Genomic DNA, 20,863 nt, shown 5'->3' with positions numbered 1-20,863 from the left:
TTGATCGTGCCCGTCAGATGAAAGAGAAAATGGCAAAACTGGGTGTAAAAATCTAACTATCAATAGGCTGTTACAACATGGATGACGCAACACAGCCCGACTATTTAATTCTCCCTATCAATCAGTTTCACAAGAGTAAGTCTTTCAAATCCGGCAGTGCAGAATACCTTCCCCTCAAGACATTCCTTCAAAAAGAAGCCGTTAAATTCCGGCAAGGCTTCATCGCTCAAACGTATGTTGTGGTCGATGATGACGAGAGAAAAGACAAAAATCTCGTGATTTCAGATTATGAATATACCGTGCTGGGCTACATCACATTGACGTGCAGCGAGGTCGCAATTGAAGGTTATAAGCTTGAAGGATGCGAAAGCGCGGAAAAATATGCTTCATTACCTGCTGTAAAAATCGCCCGTTTTGCGGTTGATTGCAGGGAAAGAGGTAAGAAGATCGGAAAGCTATTATTTGAACATGCCTTGTTTGTGGCAAAAGAAGAAATTATGCCCCGTGTCGGATGTCGTTTTCTTGTGACAGATGCTAAACAAGGGGCGATTGATTTTTACCATTCGCGTGAGATGCAGTTACTTGAAACCGATGCAAACCGGCAAAAAAAGCATCCCGTCATGTTCATTGATTTATGCGATTTTCCGCTCTGAAAGCGGGTGCATCATCGCTGATGCACCCATGAGTTGAAATCTTAACCCCGCCGTTTCGCAATCCATCCGCGCAAGATCCCTTCGGCGCTGACGGTCACAATCCCCGACATAATCAATAACGCACCGAGGATGAAATTCATTTTCAGCGGTTCGTGCAGGAATACCACGCCCGCGATGATGCCGAAAACCGGCGTCATGAAGGACAAAATGCCCAGACGCGACGCCTGATAACGGCGCATCAGGCTGAACCACGCGAGGTAGCTGACGAAAGTCACGATGACGGTCTGGAACAGCATACTGCTGATGGAAACCGGGCTGAGGCGGAAATGGGTTTGCCCGGTCAGTAATGCCAGCCCGCCGAGCAGCACGAACGCGCCTGCCAGCTGATAGAACAGTGTCATGGTTGCGCTGCCAGATGATAATTTACTGCGGCGCACGACGATAGTGGTCATACCCCAGAACATGCCGGCCAGCAGACCGAAAAAATCCCCGAGCAGCATATTGCTGGCCTGTGGCACAGCAGCAGAGTGTCCGCCAAACAAAAACGCCACAATCACGCCGGTAAACGTGATGCCGACACCCGACCATTGCAGCGCGCTCAGCCGTTCTTCCGGCACCAGAAAATGCAGCCCCAGCGCGGCAAAAATCGGCGCGGTATAAAGAAATACCGCCATGTGCGCCGCCGTGGTGAAGCGTAATCCTTCTGCGACAAACATAAATTCGATGGAAAAAAGCAGGCCAACCAGCAAACCGGGGCGCAGGGTTTCACGGCTGAACGGGATTTTCCGCTGGCGCACCAGCAACAGAATCAGCACCGCCAGCCCGGCGATCCCCGAACGCAGCGCGATCTGCAACAACGGCGTAATATCGGCCGCCGCGCTTTTGATCGCCACCTGCTGCACGCCCCAGATCACACACAATCCTACCATCACGCTGGTAGCCATTCCGTCCAGCGGTTTACGCGCTTCCATTTCCATTCATCCGGTAAAAATTCAGTCCGACAGCTTAGCGCGAAACGAATGATTCAGATAACGTTCAGTGTGCGGTTGCGCGCTTTTTCCACCGCAAACCGCTGAGCGTGACGGCCATGACGGAAAGCACGGCCAGCGCGGCGGCAGGGGCGAAAACGCTCCACCAGGCGCGCTCGATATACGGCATACCTTCGGCCAGCACGCGCCCCCATTCCGGCACCGGCGGCGGTGCGCCGAGCCCGAGGAATCCCAGCGACGCCAGCGCCAGCGCGATCCCCGGTAAGCGCAACATCGCGTGGCGCAGCAACGGGCCACACAGCGCGGGGATGACGTAAAAAACCGTGCGGCGGATAGACCCCACGCCGATCACCGGCAGCATTTTCATGTACGGGCGTGCCTGAATTTCACTGACCAGCGCAGCGGTATGCGCCGCGAGCGGAGCCCAGCTCACGGCGGTGACGGCAATTGCCGCGCCGGTGGCGGTCGGGCCATTGACGGCGGCGACCACTAATCCGGCAATCACCGGCGGCAGCGCGTTGGTGACTTCAATCGGGCCGGTCATCGCGCGGGGGAATGCACCGATAAGCAGACCGGCGGCGAGACACATCAGCGACACCGCCAGCGCCTGCAAACAGGTGTTGAACGTGCCGTGCGCCACGCGGGCGAGCAGGTCGCGTCCCATCGCATCAGCGCCGAAAGGCAGCGCCAGCGACGGCGGTTGTAAGCGCAGATATTCCGATGTCAGCGGGTCACGCGGCAAACCGGCGAGCACCATCATCAGCAGGATCCCCAGACACAGCAACGGGATCCACGCCTGCTGTTTTTCCGGCTGAGCCGTCTGCGCCGGAACCGGCACCGCGCCGAGTTGCAGCGCCCGCCCCAGCAATAAACGGCGTCCGCCGCCCGCCAGCATTCCCATAAACGACGCCAGAATCAGCAGGATCAGCACGCCCGTCTGCAAGGCCGGTAAATCCCCGGCGGCGGCTGCACCCAGCGTGGCGCGCCCGAGTCCGGGAATGGCAAAAACCTTTTCCACCGCGATGGCGCCGCCGGTCAGTGAAACCAGCACCAGACCGGTTAATGGCATGACGCCCGGCAGCGAACGGGCGATCACCGCCAGCGCGGTGTGGCGGCGCGAAATACCCAGCACGCTCCAGGTGGTCAGCCAGCTTTCGCCAAAGGTTCCGGCCAGCTCATCCGAGTAAAGCCTGCCCAGATAACCGCCCGCAGGCAATCCCAGCGCCAGCGCCGGCAAAACCGCGTACTGCCAGCCGAGCCAGCCGTAAGGCGGGAAGAATTGCAGCCAGACCGCGCCGGTGATCAGCAAAAGTGACGCCAGCAAAAACTCCGGCAGTGCGGTCAGCAGGGCGGCGAAAAAGCCCGCCGGGCGCGGCGTATGGCCGCGTAATCCGCGCATTAACGTGCCCGTACATAACAACAGCGCGAGCACCAGCGCCACCAGCGCCGACGACGCCATTAACGTCAGCGAAACGCCGGTCGCCCGCAGCATCCCCGGCAACACCGGCAATCCTGAAACCCACGAAACGTCCGCATCGCCGTGCAGCAAACCGCCGAGCCAGTGCGCCAGCGCGTGCCACGGCCCCTGATCTAACCCGAGCGACAGCCGGATGGCGTTCAGCGTTTCTGCTGTTGCTTCCTGCTCACCGGAACGCGCACGCAGCAATGACAGCGCCGGATCCGTGCCGGAAAGCCACGGCAGCAGGCCGATCAGCACCACAATGGCGGCCAGCGTCAGCACGCGTGAAATCAAGGGTACCCAGGTATTCGGCGGGCACGGGCGCAACCGGCTGACGCCCGCGCAGGTCCGGCAATATATCGATTCGCTCATCAGTCGGCCTGAGCATTGCGCTGTGTGGCGGCGTTGATCAGCGTGCGCTCACGCGGGTCACGCAGCGCATCACGGACGTTCGCCGCTTCGCCCTGGATCACGCGTTCATGCAGCATCGGAATGGCGGCGTCGGTGGCGAGGATCTGGTTTTCCGCCAGCATAATAGCCTTACGGCGCGCTTCTCCGGCGGGAATGGCGGAGGCGCGTTGCAGCGCTTCATCAATTTCCGGGCGGCAAAGTTGTGCGATGTTGAACGACCCTTTGCAGGAGAAATCGCTGTAGAGATACGCCACCGGATCGCCGGAATCCAGCACTGTCGCGCGGGATAAAATAAAGGCGTCGAATTTACCCGCCAGCGCATCGGTTTCAATTTGCGAATACTCGCGCACCACCTGTTTGACGGTAAATCCGGCGGCGGTCAGCTGTTGCGCCAGATACACCGCCACTTCCGGCAGTTCGGCGCGGTCGCTGAAGGTCGCCAGCGTGATCGTTTCACTGGCCGGTTTACGCGCCGCAACCGGATGAGCGACCGGCTGGCGTAACTTCGCTGCCCACGGCAACGCGGGCCCGAGCAGACCTTGTGCCACATCGGCGCGTTTTTCATACACGTTATCCACCAGTTGCTGACGGTTAATCGCTTCGCGCACCGCCGCCCGCAGCGCCGGACCCTGCATCACGCCGAGCCGCGTATTGAGATACAGCGTATTCGTGCGCGGCATCGGCACTTCGTGGATTAAGCGTTGATCGAGCAACGGTGCCTGAGAAACCGGAATGGCTTCGACGATATCTGCCGTACCGGTGCGTAATGCCGCGCCACGCGCCGTGCCGTCCGGCACAAAACTGACGTCGATGCCGCTGGCTTTGGCTTTTTCGCCCCAGTAGCCGTCAAATCGCTCGAGCCTGGCACTGCTGGTGCCGTCCACCTGCACCAGTTCAAACGGGCCGGAACCGGTATGGCGCGGGTCAACCACGCCGCTGGCGCTGTAGGCTTTCTGCGACAGAATGGCCAGCTGCGGGCTGGAAAGACGCTGCGGCAGCAGAGGATCGGGCTGCGCCGTGGTGACAATCACCGCGTGTTCGCCGTCGGCTACGGCGGTGAGCTGAACGCCGTCGAGGATGCGCGGTTTCGGGGCTGCACGGGCAGCCACCGTCAGGGAATTTACGACCGTTGCCGCATCAAGCGCCGTGCCGTCGTGGAATTTCACCTCCGGGCGCAGCTCGAGACGCCAGCTGTTCTCGCCGGTTTGCTGCCATTTTGTCGCCAGCGCCGGTTGGGCTTCGCCAAGCTTATCCAGAACCACCAGCGTTTCCGCCGTGCTCCAGCGCGAGAGCTTGAACGCATCGTCGCTGAGCGGCGTCAGGCCGGATCGCGGCGGTTGCAACATCGCCAGCCGCAGATGGGAATCAGTGCTGTTTTCGGTGGTTTTATCGGCTTCATTGAAGCAACCGGTCAGTAAAAGTGCAGCAGAAAGCAGCCCGGCCAGCGGGCTTATGCGTAACGCAGACATCAGAAGTTCCTTGTCAGATTGCAGGAGGAGGCAGCTGGCGGCAGATTCGCCACATTGCCAGCGCGCTTAAAAACGGAACGGCGGCCAGCGCCAGCCAGGGAATTACCGCGCCGGGCGACGGCACCAGTGCGTCATCAAGCAACCCGCCGAGCAGGAAATTTCCCGCCAGCACCGCGATCCCGCCCATCGAAGAAAGCGCCCCGTAATGCGCGCCGAGATTGTGCTGCCCGGCGAAACGCGGAATCAAATCCATGCCCACCGGCACAATCAGCATCTGCCCGACGGTCAGTAACGTGATCAACAAAACCGACGGCAGCAGGCGCATCCAGCCTTCCGGCGGCACCGTCCAGGCAAACATCGCCACGGCGGCAAAGGCGGAAGAAAGCAGCAGAAAACCGGCGGGCAAAATGATCCGCGCACCCATGCGGCGGGAAAACCGCGCCAGCGGCATTTGCAGTACGATCACCAGAACTGATGCCAGCACAAACAGCGGCCCGAGATCTTGCTCGCCGCCGCCGGCGCGACGCAGTTCCACCGGCAGTGCCAGATACAGCTGGTTGTAGCTGAACAGATACGCGCTGTAGGCCACGATAAACGCCACGAAACGCGGCTGGCGGAAGGTCTCCCACCACGGCACCATTTTCAGTTCGGCAGCGCGTTTCGGCGCGGCAGGCAGGGTGAAAAACAGCACCACCAGCGCGGCCATAAATAAGCCGGAACCGGCCAGCGCTACCGGCTGGAAACCGTAGCCGGAAAGCAGCGAGCCGAGCAGCGGCCCGAGCACTGCGCCGAGTTCCGCACAAACCGCTGACAGCGCAAACCATTCGGCGCGGCTGCGTTTTCCGGCTTTCTCGCTGTGTGTTCCGGCCTGTGCCAGCAGGGCTTCAATCGATGGCGAAAACAGCGCGCCGCCGATGCCGGTCAGACAGGCACCGAGTATTACCGGCGTCAGCGTGTCGGAAAGCCCGAGCAGCAGGTATCCGGCGATGCGCACCACGCAGCCGCACAGGATAACGATCCGCGCGCCGAAACGGTCTGATAATGCGCCGCCGAGCAAAAACATTCCCTGCTGCGAGAAGGTGCGCAGGCCGAGCACCAGGCCGATCGCCCAGCCGGAAAGCAGCATGTCGTCGCGCAGAAACAGGGCGAGAAACGGCACCACGGCGTAAAAGCCGATGTTAAAGACCAGATTGCTGCCCAGCAGCAGCGGAGGCCAGGGTGCAGACGTGCGGGTTTGAGAGCGGGTGAACATCGGGTTATCCGTTAACGATCAAAGGTAAATGAGGAAAAGCCGCCAGCAACTGGCGGGTATGCGGATGGCGCGGGGCAAGCAGCGCGTCCTGCGTCGGGCTGTCTTCGATAATTTCGCCCTCGTGCATCACCAGCAGGCGTTCGCACAGCCCGGCCACCATCGAAATATCGTGGGTGACCATCAGCAGCCCCATGCCATTTTGTTGCGTGATCTGTTGTAAAAGTTGTTTGATTTGCTCACGCAGCGGTAAATCCAGCCCGCTGACCGGTTCATCGGCAATCAGAAATTCGGGGCGGATCGCCAGCGCACGGGCAATCGCGACACGCTGTGCCTGACCGCCGGACAGCGCACCCGCCGCGCGATGCATCAGTGCTTCCGGCAGGCCAACCTGCGCCATCACCTGCGTCACGCGCGCTTTTATCCCACCCTGAAAACCCAGACGCTTCAGCGGTTCAGCGATAATCTGCCCGACATTCTGATTGGGCGGCAGCGAACCGGCCGGATCCTGCGGAATGTATTGCACCTGCTGGCGGTATTCACGCAGCGAACGGGCAGAACCGGGGCGGACAGGTTTTCCGTTGCAAAAAACTTCGCCGTCGTCGGGTGCATCCATCGCAAGCAAAATTCTCAGGAGTGAGGATTTCCCGCAGCCGGAAGCGCCCACCAGCCCGACACGCTCGTGGCGGCCAATGCGTAAGGATAAATGCGAAAACAGCGGCGCGGATCCGCGTTTTTTCTGCCAGAAAAAGCCCGGAACGGCCAGATTCAGGCTGACGTTGTGAAGGTGCAGAAACGGCTCAGTGACGAGTTGCAGTGAAGGATTCATCAGACGGCCACCGCGCAAAGGGCTGAGGCATTGCGGTGCAAAGCCGTGCTGTGTTTTGCCGCCGCGACCAGCCTTTTGGTGTAAGCGTGTTGCGGATTATTCAGTAACTGCGCCATCGAGGCGGATTCCACCAGACGCCCGTTTTCCATCACCAGCGCCCGTCCGCAAAGTTGCGCGGCAACGGCGATGTCGTGCGTGATAAACAACAGCGCGCGTGGATTTTCTGCGTTTTCGCAAGCATCACGCATCACCTGTAAAACCCGTTGCTGCGTGAGCACGTCGAGCGCGGTGGTTGGCTCATCGGCCACCAGCAACGCCGAAGACGACTGCATTGCCAGCGCGATACACAAACGCTGCCGCTGGCCGCCGGAAAGTTCAGCCGGATACCGTGCCGCAAAGTTTGGGATTTCATCCAGCCCGACCCGTTCGAGCATTGCGGCGAGTTCATCTGCGCTTGCCGCGGGCAGGGCGAGATTCAGCTGTTTGCCGAGCGTCATCAGGGGATTGAGTGCGGTGGAAGAATCCTGAAACACCGTCGCCACGCGGCTTTGCGCGCAACGCGCCACGGGATGTTTACCGCAGACTTCAATGCCGTTTACGCGAATACTGCCGCTGAGCTTTGCGCCCGCGGGCGGCGTACCGGTGATCATTTTCGCGGTCAGCGATTTGCCCGAGCCGGAAGCGCCGAGCAGGCAAACGCGTTCGCCCGCGTTCACTGAAAAACACAAATCTGCGACACGCTGTTCACCGGCGATTTCCAGCATCAGCCCCTTAACTTCAAGGACCGGTTCGACATTTTTTGCCCTGTCAGCAGTCATTCCCTTCTACCTGTTCATCGCGGTGGTGTATTTGATATGTGATAACATAACAAAATGTGTCAATTTGATGCAAAAGGTTTTATGAATTTTTTTGGATTTCCTGCTGATGCGATTATGTAGGATTTTTATTATCAATATTAAAACCCCGCCTGTACGCCTCGCGAAAATAACGTAAGTAATGCGTAACAGAATCCCATGTTTTCCGAAAATCAAAACGTCCCCGATGAACCTCGGATATTTCCTGCAGTCTGTTAGCGAGGTTATTTCTTCTGAAAGCTAAATTTTTTTTGTTTTCAGGAAATTGGGTGAGTTGAAAAACGGCGTGCACGGATCACATGACAATGAAAAAATTACTCTTAGCGTCGCTGCTGTTGAGCAGCACGGCGGCTGTTGCCGCGGACGGCTTTGTCGTTAAAGACATTCACGTCGAAGGTTTGCAGCGCGTGACCGTCGGCGCTGCGTTGCTGAGCATCCCCGTGCGTGTGGGAGATACGGTATCGGATGACGATATCAGCCAGACGATTCGGTCGCTGTTTGCGACCGGGAATTTTGACGATGTGAAAGTGCTGGAAGAGGGCAACACGCTGATTGTGCAGGTCAAAGAAAGGCCGACGATCGCCAGCATTACTTTCTCCGGCAACAAAGCCATCAAAGACGACATGCTGAAACAAAACCTCGAGGCCTCCGGGGTTCGTGTCGGCGATGCGCTGGATCGCACCAGTATTTCGTCGATTGAACGCGGCCTGGAGGATTTCTATTATAGCGTCGGTAAATACAGCGCCAGCGTGAAAGCGGTGGTGACGCCGCTGCCGCGTAACCGCGTGGATGTGAAACTGGTCTTCACCGAAGGGGTGTCGGCAAAGATCCAGCAAATCAATATCGTGGGCAATAAAGCCTTCACCAATGACGATCTGATCGCACATTTCCAGCTGCGTGATGAAGTCCCGTGGTGGAACGTCATCGGCGATAAAAAATACGAAAAACAAAAGCTGTCCGGCGACCTCGAAACGCTGCGCAGCTTTTATCTTGACCGGGGTTACGCGCGTTTTAACGTGGACTCCACGCAGGTCAGTTTAACGCCCGATAAGAAAGGGATTTATATTACGGTCAATATTACCGAAGGCGCACAATATAAAGTGTCCGGTGTGACGCTGACCGGTTCGATGGCCGGACATTCAGCCGAAGTTGAAGCGCTGACCGCTATTCCGGCAGGTGAATTATATAACGGCGCGAAAGTCACCAAAATCGAAGGGGATATTAAAAATATGCTGGGACGTTACGGGTATGCTTATCCGCACGTCACCACGCAAAGCGAGATTAATGACGCCGATAAAACCGTCAAACTGCATATTAACGTGGATGCCGGAAACCGTTATTCGGTGCGCCGGATCCGTTTTGAAGGCAATGACACGTCGAAAGATCAAGTGCTGCGCCGTGAGATGCGGCAGATGGAAGGCGCGTGGCTGGGCAACGATCTGGTGCAAAAAGGCAAAGACCGCCTGAACCGCACCGGCTATTTCGAGACGGTAGACGTCGATACGCAGCCGGTGCCGGGTTCCACCGATCAGGTTGACGTGGTGTACAAAGTCAAAGAGCGGAACACCGGGACATTCAATGTCGGCGTGGGTTACGGCACGGACAGCGGCATCAGCTATCAGCTGGGTGTGACGCAGGATAACTGGCTCGGCAGCGGCAACACGGTCAGTTTTAGCGGCACGCGCAATTCCTACCAGACGTATGTCGAAGTCTCGGCGACCAACCCGTATTACACGGTCGATGGCGTCAGTCTGGGCGGCAAAGTCTTCTACAATCACTACGACGCCTCAGACAACGATCTGGCCGCCTATAACCTGCAAAGCTACGGCACTGGCGTGAATCTCGGTCTGCCGGTCAGCGAAGACAATACGCTGAACCTGGGGCTGGATTACGTTCACAGCACGCTGAGCGACATGGAACCGCAGGTGGCGGTGTGGCGCTATCTCAATTCCAGCGGCGTACAACCGGGGATCGTGACTTCCGGCAACAGCACGGCGGAGTTACGCACCAACGACTTCTTCGCCAGCGTCGGCTGGGCGTACAACGATCTCAACCGTGGCTTCTTCCCGTCGTCGGGCACGCGCGCCAGTTTAAGTGCAAAAGTCACCACGCCGGGCTCGGACGACAGTTATTACAAAATCACGTTTGATGCCAACCATTACATCCCGCTGAGCGACAAATCCGACTGGGTGCTGATGGGCCGCGCCAAAGCCGGTTACGCCGCCGGACTGGGCGGCAACGACGTACCGTTCTACGATAACTTCTACGCGGGCGGCTCCACCTCGGTGCGCGGATTCTCGTCCAACACCATCGGCCCGAAAGCGGCATATTACAAATGTGCCAGCGTTGATACCTCGTATTCCACCTGTCCGGTGACAAAATCGACCGATGCCGTCGGCGGGAATGCGATGGCGATTGCCAGCGCAGAGCTGTACGTACCGACGCCGTTTATCAGTGAAAAATACGCCAGTTCCGTGCGAACGTCGTTCTTCGTGGATTCCGGTACGGTGTGGGATACGAAATGGCAAAATACGGCGGCGACGGAAGCGGCGGGTATTCCCGATTACAGTGACCCGACGCATATTCGTGTTTCCAGCGGTATTTCACTGCAATGGCAATCGCCGTTAGGTCCGCTGGTATTCTCGTATGCGCAACCGCTGGTGAAATATGAAGGCGACAGCGCGGAACAGTTCCAGTTTAATATCGGGAAAACCTGGTGATACTATTACCGGCTTACGAAGTTATTACTTTATACAGACGTAATGAGGATGGAAACAGATAGGCGATCAATTATAATACGTGCATGATGTTTATTGAGCAACCATTTATGGTAAAACATCATGCCATTATAATACTGTTGGAGTTCTTCCTTTTTGGGGCCGGCCCTGTACGGTCCCTTTTTTTTATTCTATATTTATCATCTGATTCCCATTCTATTTTTTATCCTCAACGTCCCTGTTTTATAGCCAAAAAAATACCGCATTTCTGCGGTATTCAATATATCTCTCAGAACTCTTCGCGTTATTTCACCCCACCACCCAGCGACTGCCACAGCGTAATACGGTTTTCGAAATCGGTTTGCTGTAAGGCAATCAGATCCACCTGTGCTGACCACAGCGAGCGCTGGTCGGTGAGCACGGTGAGGTAATCGCCTGCGCCGGTTTCATAGCTGCGGCGCGCCAGGTCATAACTGCGTTGCGACGCGGCGACATATTGCTGCTGGGCATCCAGTTGTTCGCTGAGGGTTGCACGGCGGGCGAGGGCGTTAGCAACGTCCTTGAACGCGCTCTGAATGGATTTTTCATACGCAGCGATCAGGCCTTTTTTCTCGGCTTCAGCGTAACGCAGTTGTGCGGTATTGCTGCCACCCGTGAACAGCGGCAGCGTCAGGCTGGGGGCGAATGACCAGACGTTGGCACCGTGGCTGAACAGGTTCGACAGCGAACTGCTGCCGACCCCTGCGCTGGCGGTGAGTGACAACGTCGGGAAGAAGTTTGCCCTTGCTGCGCCGATATCCGCGTTGGCGCTTTTGAGGTTATGTTCGGCTTCCTGGACGTCCGGGCGACGCAGTAATACGGAGGACGAAACACCGGCGGGCACCAGCGCGATGGCTTTTGGTGAGAGATCTTCCAGCGTGCCCGGCAGCAGATTTTGCGGCACGGTTTCTCCCACCAGCAGGTTCAGGGCGTTGATGTCCTGCGCGACCAGCGTCTGATAGCTGGCGACGCTGGCGCGGGCAGACTGATACACCGCCATGGATTCGCTGACATCCGGCCCGGACGCCACGCCTTCTTTCTGGCGCAACTGCGTGATACGCAGTGAATCGGCCGCGCTTTTTTGGGTGTCCTGCGCCAGTTTCAGGTTGCTGTTATCCGCCGCCAGCGTGATCCAGGCAGTGCTGGTTTCGGCAATCAGCGTCAGGCGGGTGTTCTGTGCGGTGGATTCACTGGCCAGCCAGGTTTCTTTCGCCGCCGTGCTCAGGCTGCGGTTGCGGCCAAATAAATCAATCTCAAAACTGCTCACCGCGCCGTCTGCTGTCGCAGAGCTTGAAACCCCTGCGTCCTGCGTGCGGCTGCGGGTTTGCGTCAGTTCCGCATCCACCGTCGGGAACAGGCTCGCGCGCTGCTCCCCGTAGAGCGCTTTCGCCGCTTCGATATCGGCAATCGCTTCCTGCAAATCCCGGTTACTGGTCAGCGCTTTCGCCACCACGGCATTGAGGCGCGAATCGGTCATGATGTGTTGCCAGTCGGCCAGCACGGTCGTGGCCGCAGGCGGCGTTCCCTGCGCAGGCCAGACGGCAGGCACCGGCGCGGCAGGGCGCTGGTAGTGCGGATCCAGTGAAAGACAACCGGCCAGCAGGAACGACAACGAAATAATACTCAGACGAAAAATCATGCTGACTCCTGCGCGTCTTTGTGGCCGGTGAAGACTTTTTTCACCAGAACGAAGAACAGCGGAACAAAGAAAATAGCCAGTATTGTGGCGGTCACGGTGCCGCCAATAATGCCGGTCCCGATGGCGATACGGCTGTTAGCCCCCGCGCCGGTTGCAACCGCCAGCGGCATGACCCCGGCGATAAAGGCCAGTGAAGTCATCAGAATCGGGCGCAGACGGGTCCGCGCCGCAGAGAGCGCCGCCGCCGTTAAGGTGCTGCCCTGTTTGAGCGCCGCCTCGGCGAATTCAACGATCAGGATGGCGTTTTTCGACGAAAGCCCGATGGTGGTCAGCAACGCGACCTGGAAATACACGTCGTTATTCAGCCCGCGCAGTTCGGCGGCAAGGGAGGCCCCCAGCAGACCGAGCGGGATCACCAGAATGACGGAGAAGGGGACAGACCAGCTTTCGTACAGCGCGGCGAGGCACAGAAACACCACCAGAATCGAGATGCCGTAAAGACTCAGCGCCTGCCCGCTGGCGAGCTTTTCCTGCAACGACAAACCGCTCCAGGCCCAGGTGGAACCGGCCGGGAGTTTGTCCGCCAGCGCTTCCATTTTTGCCATGGCCGCGCCGGAGCTGTAGCCGTCGGTGTTTTCACCCTGAATCTCATAAGACGTTGAGCCGTTGTAGCGCGCCAGACTTTCCGGGCCGTAGGTCCAGTGCGTGGTGGCAAACGCGGAGAACGGCGTCATGCTGGTGCCGTCGCTGCTGCGGACAAACCATTTATTCAGGTCAGCGGGTTTGGAACGGAACTGACTGTCGCTTTGGATGTACACTTCTTTTACGCGGCCACGGTCAATAAAATCATTGACATAGGTTCCGCCCCACGCGCTGCTCAGCGTATCGGTGACGTCACTCAGCGTTAACCCGAGCGCCACGGCTTTGTTGTTGTCGATATCCACCTGAAGCTGCGGCATCTGCGGTAAATCGTTGGCGCGGACGGATTGCAGCTCGGGGCTTTTCGCCGCCAGTGCCAGCAGTTCTGTCCGCAGTTTAAGCAGTTCGTCGCGGCTGGTGCCGCCGGTGGACATCAGCTCGAAGGTGAAGCCGTTACTTTGCCCCAGACCGTCCACCGACGGCGGTGTCATGGCAATGACTTTGGCATCGCGGATCACCGCGAGATCTTTCATGGCGCGTCCGGCGATGGATTGCGCGGTATTGGCCGTGCCGGGGCGGTCGTCCCAGTTTTTGAGAGAGACGAAGGCCATCCCGGCGTTCTGGCCGCTGCCGCTGAAGTTAAAGCCGGTGATGGTGAAAATGACGTTGGTATTGTCTTTTTCTTTATCCATAAACCACTGCGTGACGCGGGAATTCACCGCTTCGGTGCGGTTTGCCGTTGCGCCCGCGGGCAGGGTGTACTGCACCATAATCTCGCCCTGATCTTCGGACGGCAGGAAGCTGGTCGGCAGTTGCCACATCAGCAAGCCCATCAGCGCCGCCATCGCGCCGTAAATCAGCACCATCGCGACCGGGCGTCGCTGCACGTGCGTAACGCCATTTTCATAGCGGTGCTCCGTGCGCGAATACAGACGGTTGAAGCCGCCAAAGAAGCCGGTGGTTGATTGCGGTTTATGGCGCAGGAAAGCGCCGCACAGCGCGGGTGTCAGGGTCAGCGCGACCACAACAGAAAGCGCCATCGCCGAGATAATCGTGACCGAGAACTGGCGGTAAATCACGCCCGTGGAACCGCCGAAAAAGGCCATCGGCAGGAAGACGGCGGAGAGCACCAGGGCAATCGCCACCAGCGCGCCGGAGATTTCACCCATCGATTTCTCGGTGGCATCGCGGGCAGAAAGCCCTTCATCGCGCATGATTCGCTCGACGTTTTCCACCACCACAATCGCGTCATCCACCAGCAAACCGATCGCCAGCACCATCGCAAACAGCGTCAGGGTGTTGATCGAATAGCCGAACAACGCCAGCACGCCGAACGTCCCGAGCAACACTACCGGTACCGCCAGCGCAGGAATAAGCGTGGCGCGCAGGTTCTGCATAAACAGATACATCACCACGATCACCAGTGCGATGGCTTCGACCAGCGTTTTGATCACGTCCTGCACCGACACTTTAATGAATTCGGTGCTGTCTTTCGGATACGCGATGTCATAGCCCTTCGGCATACTGCGCTGGTATTCGCTGATGGTATTTTTCACCAGCGTGGCGGTGTCGAGCGCATTGGCACCCGGCGACAGCATGACCGCCATCCCCGCGGCCGGATGACCGTTCAGCTGGGACGTTGCGGTGTAATCTTCACTGCCCATTTCGACACGCGCGATGTCACTGATACGAACAATCGCGCCGCCGGTATTGCCTTTTACGATGATATTGCGGAACTGTTCCGGCGTTTGCAGGCGTGACTGCGCACGCACGGTGGCGGTCAGTTGCTGAGTACTGGAAGACGGCAAACCGCCGATTTTACCGGCAGAAATCTGTACGTTTTGCGCTTCAATCGCGGTCTGAACGTCAGACGGCATCAGGTCGTAAGCCGCCAGTTTGGTCGGGTCCATCCAGATGCGCATGGCGTATTCCGCGCCGAACACCTGCAAACTGCCGACGCCGCTGATACGCGCCAGCGGATCCTGCATGTTACTCACCAGCCAGTCGGCGATATCCGAACTGGTGGCTTTGTCGGTTTTGTCATACACCGCCATGATCAGCAGGAAGTTGGACTGTGATTTAGTGACGGTCACGCCTGCGGTTTGGACTTCCGTCGGCAGGCGCGATTCGGCCTGCTGCACTTTGTTCTGTACCTGAACCTGTGCGGTATCCGGATTGGTGCCCTGTTTGAACGTCACCGTGATATCCACAGAGCCGTCGGAACTGCTGCTGGAGCTGAAATAGAGCAGATTATCCAGGCCGGTCAGTTGCTGCTCGATGACCTGCGTGACGCTGTTTTCCAGCGTTTCAGCGGATGCGCCTGAATAGGTCGCTTTGATTTTAACGGAGGGCGGCGCGACGTCCGGGTACTGCGCGACCGGCAGCGTGCGGATCGCCATGACCCCGGCCATCATGATCAGAATGGAAATCACCCAGGCAAAAACCGGGCGACGCACAAAGAAGCGGGAGAACATCAGGCGGCTCCTTCTGTGCTTTGGGTGGCGGCTGCGTCGTTATTCACTTCCACTGGTTTGACGGTGTCGCCGGTTGCGACTTTGTCGCTGCCTTCCACCAGCACGCGGTCGCCCGCCTGTAATCCTTTGAGGATCAGCCAGTTTGTGCCGCTGGCGTCGCCGGTAATCACGTCACGTTGTTCGACTTTGTTGTCTGCGGTGACCACCAGCGCGGTGGCATCGCCTTTGGCATCGCGGGTGATGCCCTGCTGCGGCGCGAGAATGGCGTTTTCGACCACGCCTTCATCGACGTCAGCACGGATAAACATCCCCGGCAGCAGCACATGTTTCGGGTTCGGGAACACGGCGCGCAACGTCACGGAGCCGGTGGCTTCATCGACGGCCACTTCGGTCAGCTCCAGACGGCCTTTTACGGGATATACCGAACCGTCTTCCAGCGTCAGCGTCACGCTTAAAGTGTCGCTGTTGGTCGCCAGCGCGCGTTTGCGCAGGGCCAGTAAATCCGCGCTGGAGCGGGTGAGATCCACGAACATGGAATCGAGATTACGCACGGTAGCCAGCGCGGTGTCCTGCGCGGCAGAGACCAGCGCGCCCGGCGTGACGGATGAAATGCCAATCCGCCCCGCAATCGGCGAGGTGACGCGCGTCCAGTCGAGATTAATCTTTGCCGTTTCCAGCGCTGCCGCTTTTTCATCCACGCTGGCTCGATCTTCCGCACAGGCTGACTGCGCGTCTTCGGCGTCCTGCTGCGACACGCCCTGTTCCTTCACCAGCACCGCGTAGCGTTTGGCTTTCTGGCAATCGGAAATCACCAGGGCTTTGGCACTTTTCAGCGCAGCGGCGGCCTGATCATAGGTGGCTTTATAAGAGGACGGGTCAATCTGGTATAACGCCTGACCGGCTTTGACCGTTTCGCCTTCGGTGAATAAACGTTTCTGAATCAGCCCGCCGACCTGCGGGCGCACATCGGCGGTTAATGTCGCGGTGGTGCGCCCGGTTAATTCGCTGACCAGATTAAACGATTGCGTTTTTAGCGTAACGACGCCGACGTCAACGGGCGGAGGAGATTGCTGAGCCGTTTGCGAATTATCACATCCGCTCAGCCCCAGAATAATGAGTAATGGCAAAAGTCTTGATGGCATTTTGGTGTCCGTAAATAATAACGAAATAAAAAAAAGGCAAAAAGAATCCCTGGCCGTTCTATCGAAATAAAACAGTGAGGATTACGTCAGGTTTATTTAAACGAAATGCTAAATGTCAGGTTTTGGAAAACAGGCGTCTTACAGTTCGTTAATCTTTCGTGTCGCTTCGTTGACGTATTCAATAATTTTGGCGTATTTCTCCGGTGTCATTTCTCCGTTATACGATTTAGCCCGTACCGTGATTTTTAAATTCTCTATGGCATAAATCAGTTCCGGCGCAGGTGGGGGATTATTTTCAATGACCCGCGTTTTCATTTTTTCTTCAATAACGCGAATTTCTTTTCTTTTGAGCAGCAGGAATTCAGAACCGGCAGAGGTCATCGTGAACTGTTTTTTACCGCCTTCAATGTCGGTGGCGGTAGCGAAACCCTCTTCAACGATCAGCGTCAGAATCGGGTAAATCACGCCGGGACTGGGGATATACGCGCCCATCGAATAGCCTTCGATAGTTTTAATGATTTCATAACCGTGTGCCGGGTTGATCTGGATAAGATGCAGCACAAATAACGTCAGTTCCTGACGCGTAAACAGCTTGCTTTTGCGGCGGGCGGTGGGCCCTGAGTGGGTCATCGGTTTTGCCTTCTGCCATGAACCGGAATGGCCTCAAGATATATCTTGTGATGTTTATGGGTCAAGATAGTTCTTGAGTAAAAACTAAGTGTAAAAATTGCGTTAATCCACTGTTTTATAAAGGTTTTAAAGTCACGCTATCAGTGCGCTTTTAGCCGCACTGACAAAACTTAACGCTTTTCAATACCTCTAACTTATTGAATTAAAACATTTTGAAAAATAATGTGACGCAGGCCGTTTTTACACTGTAAGCATTGCGAAAAAGTCAGCCGCAACGGTGCCGGAGAACCGAAACGGCGATGTCGTCTGCCACGTCCTGCACCAGTTTTTGCTGAATAATCACGCGCGCCTGAGTATTGCCCGGTATTGCACGCTGATGCTGCGTCTGACAGGTGAGTTGCCCGCTTTCATTGCCGAAATCCAGCTGCCAGGTGGCGGCTATCGTCGCTTTCTCACCTTGCCAGACGTCGAACTGATCAACGGCCACGCGAATGCCAATAACCGGCTTGTCTGCCGGTGGCGTCAGCGCACCGATGTCCGTGGTATTCAGAGAATGTTCAAGCCGGGCGGTCAGCGCCGCACGGATCTCCTCGGGCAGCGGCGCAGCCCAGAGTGCGTTATCCGACATCAGCAGTTCGCCGTTGCGCTGATGCACCATCAGCTGCGGCTGATTGAGCCGTTCCGCAAGGCTGACCGGCTTCAGGCGCAGTACAAAAGGCGCGGGACTGACATCCGCAGGTACGGCATCGGCGGCAGCGGTAGTCAGCGTGTAATAGTGCGGTGCGGAAGACGCGCAGCCGGTTAAAACCAGCAGGGCAAATGCCGCGCTGACGGTTCGGGCAAGTTTCATGGCTGTTCCTTTTGATCATCCGATCTGCCGGTTAACGGTGCCTGCGGCTGACGGATCAGCAGGCCGGTCAGGGTACGCAGGGAATACAACGTGCGCTGGAATTCAGCCAGCGTTTGCAGCAGCGGCGAATCCTCCGCCAGCAAGGTTTGGGCGGTGGTCAGGGTCTGATTCATCGTACTCAGTGTCTGCGTGGTTTGTGGCAGAACCTGTCTGTTCACCTGAATCAGCGTCTGGTTGAGATTGCCCAGCGTGGCGTTGAGATTATTGCCAATCGACTCAATGGGCATTTTCGACACCTTGCCGATGAGCGTCGCCAGCTGTTCCTGAAGGTGATCAAATCCGCCATTCAGCGTTGGAATGCGCAGCGGTCTGGCGCTGATATCGTAAGCAACCGGCACGGCATTCGGGATGAAATCGAGCGAAATATACAGCTGACCGGTCAGTAAATTCCCGGTGCGTGCCTGCGCGCGAAGGCCGTGTTGCACCATGTCACGCAGAAAAGCGGCGGCCTGTTTCTGGGCGTCTTTTTCCGGTTTGGGCAGTTTTTCCAGCACCTGACCTAAGCGGTTCGGGTAAACCTCGATCGTCACCACCGAGATAAAACGTGAACCGGCAGGCTCGTAATCCAGATCGATTGCCGTCACTTTGCCAAGTTTCACGCTGGAGAATTCCACCGGCGCGCCGGTTTTCATCCCGCGTAAGGATTGCTGGAAACGCAATTGAAGAATTTGCGGCGTGCCGTCCTGCGGTGCCATCGCGGATGCCTGATCGTCGGCCAGCGTAAAAACGCTGAGATCCGGTGACGGGGTGGCGGCTTTGGCGTCCGGCGGGTTGGCAAAGGCAATGCCGCCGGCAATGACCGACGCCATGGTCTGCGTTTTCAGCTGTAATCCTTCGGAATCGAGGGATAAATCCAGCCCGCTGGCATTCCAGAAGCGGGTGGCGGGCGTGACGAAACGGTCATAGGGCGCGTCGATAAACACGTTCAGGCTGACGCCTTTGCCGTCCGGGCGCAGTGCGTAAGATGACACCCGGCCCACGGGCACGCGGCGGTAATACACGGCAGAACCGATATCCAGCGAACCGAGATCGTCCGCCACCACTTCAAATTGCCTGCCGGGCATACCGTTGATGACCGCCGGTGGCGATTCCAGCCCCTGAAAAACAGAGCCGGTTTTGTCCGATTTGCCGGTATCGAGGCTGATGTACGCGCCGGAAAGCAGGGTATCAATACCCGAAATGCCACCCATGCCGACGCGCGGGCGCACGACCCAAAATCGGGTATCGGCTTTCGCCAGACTTTCGGCATTTTTCATCAGTGACACTGTCACGAGTACGCGCTGGCTGTCCGGGCTGAGGATGATGGATTTCACCAGGCCGATGGTGACGTCTTTGTATTTCACTTCGGTTTTGCCAGCCTGCAAGCCGCTGGCGGTCTGGAAGGTAATCGAAATCTCCGGCCCGGCGGATGCCCACAGCTGGAAGAACAGAAACAGCCCGATCACGGCGGCGGTGGCGGGTACCAGCCAGACCAGCGACGGACGCCAGCGGCGCGGGGTGATCTCAGGGGGTGGAGAAACGTGCTCAGTCATTCTGGTTATTTTCCCAAATCAAACGCGGGTCGAACTTCATCGCGGCCAGCAGGGTAAACATCACCACTGCGCCAAAAAAGACAATGCCGATGCGCGGTTCGGCACTGCTGAAACCGGGGAACTGCACCAGTGCGGCGACCAGTGCCACGACCATGACGTCGAGCATCGACCAGTAACCGATATATTCCGTCAGGCGGTACAGGCGTGCGCGGCGAACACGGCTTTTCGCGTCGCCTTTTCCGGCGACAAGCAGCAGCCCGCCGAGGATCAGGAATTTAGTGCAAGGCACGACCATGCTGGCGATGAAAATCACGGTGGCGACGCCGTATGAACCTGACGCCCAAAACTCCGCGATGCCGCCCAGAAGGGTATTTTCGCTGCCGTGACCGGCATATGAGCTGTACATCACCGGCAGCAAATTGGCGGGTAAATACAGCAGCAGGGCGGTCAGCAGAAAAGCCCAGGACTGGCTGCGGCTGTCCGGCTGGCGCGGGTGCAGCGCCGCATCACAGCGCGGGCACGGCAGGCGGTGAACGCCGGAAACCTGTTCGCAGACCAGCCCGCAAACGTGGCAGCGGACGAGCCCCTGCGGCAAAGCCTGAACGGGCATCATTCGCGCGGGCCCCGGAGGGTTTTGAGTGTCCACAGTGGCTGGAAATCCTGATGATTGATCACCGGTAACAACAGACATAACCCGAGTAACGCCCAGGTGCCGGGGCCGGTGGTGATTTCAACCAGTCCGGAGAGTTTGATGGCGGCAATCAGAATACTCAGCAGCGCGACTTCCGCCATGCTCCACGGTGCCAGTCCGGCGAGCAAACGCATGGCGGAGGCAAAGCCGGGGGCGGTTTTTTTTCTGCACGCATGAAATAACACCCAGCCGAGCAGCAGGATTTGCAGGCACGGGCAGACGATAATCAGCAGCGCGACGGGAATGGCCAGCGGCGACGCATAACTGTGCGCCAGCGCCATGGCGGTTTGCCATAACGTAGCCGCCTGCGACTGACCGTGGAAGCCGATTTGCAGCACCGGAAAAACATTGGCGATGATAAAAAACAGCGCCGCCGTGAGCGTGAGCGCAAACCATTGTTCCAGACTCAGCCAGCTTCCTCGATACAACACCGCCCGGCAGCGCGGGCAGTGCGCGGCCTCACCGGGCCGCACGGATTGTCGGGTATACAGGCTGTCGCAGTGTTTGCAGATGATTTGCTGCGGATAGATTTTCATC

The 20,863-nt window shown here is 57.8% G+C and carries 16 protein-coding genes; 2 read left to right on the top strand and 14 right to left on the bottom strand.

Going from position 1 to position 20,863, the window contains the following annotated elements:
• The first annotated feature begins 77 nt into the window (after positions 1 to 77).
• A complete protein-coding gene (locus BV494_RS23260) occupies positions 78 to 653 on the top strand; it encodes a GNAT family N-acetyltransferase (RefSeq protein WP_104925159.1) in 576 nt (191 codons plus the stop codon).
• A gap of 41 nt (positions 654 to 694) precedes the next feature.
• Here the strand turns inward: BV494_RS23260 and BV494_RS23255 are convergent, their stop codons facing one another.
• The 6 genes from BV494_RS23255 to BV494_RS23230 form a co-directional block, all read right to left on the bottom strand.
• Positions 695 to 1,624 carry a DMT family transporter gene (locus tag BV494_RS23255; protein ID WP_104925158.1) on the bottom strand — a complete coding sequence of 310 codons (930 nt, stop codon included), beginning with the start codon at positions 1,622 to 1,624 and terminating at the stop codon, positions 695 to 697.
• 64 nt (positions 1,625 to 1,688) lie between these two features.
• The gene (locus tag BV494_RS23250; RefSeq protein WP_104925157.1) at positions 1,689 to 3,473 is read right to left on the bottom strand and encodes an ABC transporter permease subunit; all 1,785 of its coding nucleotides are present in this window, start codon (positions 3,471 to 3,473) and stop codon (positions 1,689 to 1,691) included.
• The gene (locus BV494_RS23245; protein WP_104925156.1) at positions 3,473 to 4,981 is read right to left on the bottom strand and encodes an ABC transporter substrate-binding protein; all 1,509 of its coding nucleotides are present in this window, start codon (positions 4,979 to 4,981) and stop codon (positions 3,473 to 3,475) included. Before BV494_RS23245 ends, BV494_RS23250 begins: the two co-directional genes overlap by 1 nt.
• A 13-nt stretch (positions 4,982 to 4,994) precedes the next feature.
• Entirely contained in the window at positions 4,995 to 6,233 is a 1,239-nt protein-coding gene (locus BV494_RS23240; RefSeq protein ID WP_104925155.1) for an MDR family MFS transporter, read from the bottom strand.
• A 4-nt stretch (positions 6,234 to 6,237) separates the two neighbouring features.
• Complete coding sequence (locus tag BV494_RS23235; protein ID WP_104925154.1) at positions 6,238 to 7,059, bottom strand: ABC transporter ATP-binding protein; 822 nt, start codon at positions 7,057 to 7,059, stop codon at positions 6,238 to 6,240.
• Positions 7,059 to 7,877, bottom strand: a complete 819-nt coding sequence (locus BV494_RS23230) for an ATP-binding cassette domain-containing protein (RefSeq protein WP_192938195.1) — start codon at positions 7,875 to 7,877, stop codon at positions 7,059 to 7,061. The genes BV494_RS23235 and BV494_RS23230 overlap by 1 nt, the downstream gene beginning before the upstream one ends.
• Before the next feature lie 335 nt (positions 7,878 to 8,212).
• Between BV494_RS23230 and bamA the strand changes: the two genes are divergently transcribed.
• A complete protein-coding gene (gene bamA / locus BV494_RS23225; protein WP_104925153.1) occupies positions 8,213 to 10,633 on the top strand; it encodes an outer membrane protein assembly factor BamA in 2,421 nt (806 codons plus the stop codon).
• Positions 10,634 to 10,934: 301 nt separating this feature from the next.
• On the opposite strand, the gene BV494_RS23220 is transcribed toward bamA, so the two are convergent.
• The 8 genes from BV494_RS23220 to BV494_RS23185 all read right to left on the bottom strand — a co-directional run bounded on the left by BV494_RS23220 (position 10,935) and on the right by BV494_RS23185 (position 20,862).
• Positions 10,935 to 12,305, bottom strand: coding sequence for an efflux transporter outer membrane subunit (locus tag BV494_RS23220; protein ID WP_192938220.1), 1,371 nt, complete (start codon positions 12,303 to 12,305; stop codon positions 10,935 to 10,937).
• The gene (locus tag BV494_RS23215) at positions 12,305 to 15,421 is read right to left on the bottom strand and encodes an efflux RND transporter permease subunit (RefSeq protein ID WP_104925151.1); all 3,117 of its coding nucleotides are present in this window, start codon (positions 15,419 to 15,421) and stop codon (positions 12,305 to 12,307) included. Before BV494_RS23215 ends, BV494_RS23220 begins: the two co-directional genes overlap by 1 nt.
• The gene (locus BV494_RS23210; protein ID WP_104925150.1) at positions 15,421 to 16,563 is read right to left on the bottom strand and encodes an efflux RND transporter periplasmic adaptor subunit; all 1,143 of its coding nucleotides are present in this window, start codon (positions 16,561 to 16,563) and stop codon (positions 15,421 to 15,423) included. The genes BV494_RS23215 and BV494_RS23210 overlap by 1 nt, the downstream gene beginning before the upstream one ends.
• 138 nt (positions 16,564 to 16,701) lie before the next feature.
• Positions 16,702 to 17,193 (bottom strand): PadR family transcriptional regulator, encoded by a 492-nt coding sequence (locus BV494_RS23205; protein ID WP_104925149.1) that lies wholly within the window; start codon positions 17,191 to 17,193, stop codon positions 16,702 to 16,704.
• A gap of 265 nt (positions 17,194 to 17,458) precedes the next feature.
• On the bottom strand, positions 17,459 to 18,043 hold the full coding sequence (locus BV494_RS23200; RefSeq protein ID WP_104925148.1) for a PqiC family protein: 585 nt from the start codon (positions 18,041 to 18,043) through the stop codon (positions 17,459 to 17,461).
• Positions 18,040 to 19,635: a PqiB family protein gene (locus tag BV494_RS23195; RefSeq protein WP_104925147.1), complete on the bottom strand. Its 1,596-nt coding sequence runs from the start codon at positions 19,633 to 19,635 to the stop codon at positions 18,040 to 18,042. The genes BV494_RS23200 and BV494_RS23195 overlap by 4 nt, the downstream gene beginning before the upstream one ends.
• Positions 19,628 to 20,248: a paraquat-inducible protein A gene (locus BV494_RS23190; RefSeq protein WP_104925146.1), complete on the bottom strand. Its 621-nt coding sequence runs from the start codon at positions 20,246 to 20,248 to the stop codon at positions 19,628 to 19,630. Before BV494_RS23190 ends, BV494_RS23195 begins: the two co-directional genes overlap by 8 nt.
• The gene (locus tag BV494_RS23185) at positions 20,245 to 20,862 is read right to left on the bottom strand and encodes a paraquat-inducible protein A (protein WP_104925145.1); all 618 of its coding nucleotides are present in this window, start codon (positions 20,860 to 20,862) and stop codon (positions 20,245 to 20,247) included. The genes BV494_RS23190 and BV494_RS23185 overlap by 4 nt, the downstream gene beginning before the upstream one ends.
• Position 20,863 lies beyond the last annotated feature (1 nt).

The organism is Rahnella sikkimica (assembly GCF_002951615.1).
Lineage (GTDB): Bacteria > Pseudomonadota > Gammaproteobacteria > Enterobacterales > Enterobacteriaceae > Rahnella > Rahnella sikkimica.
This window is presented reverse-complemented; position numbering and strand designations above follow the sequence as displayed.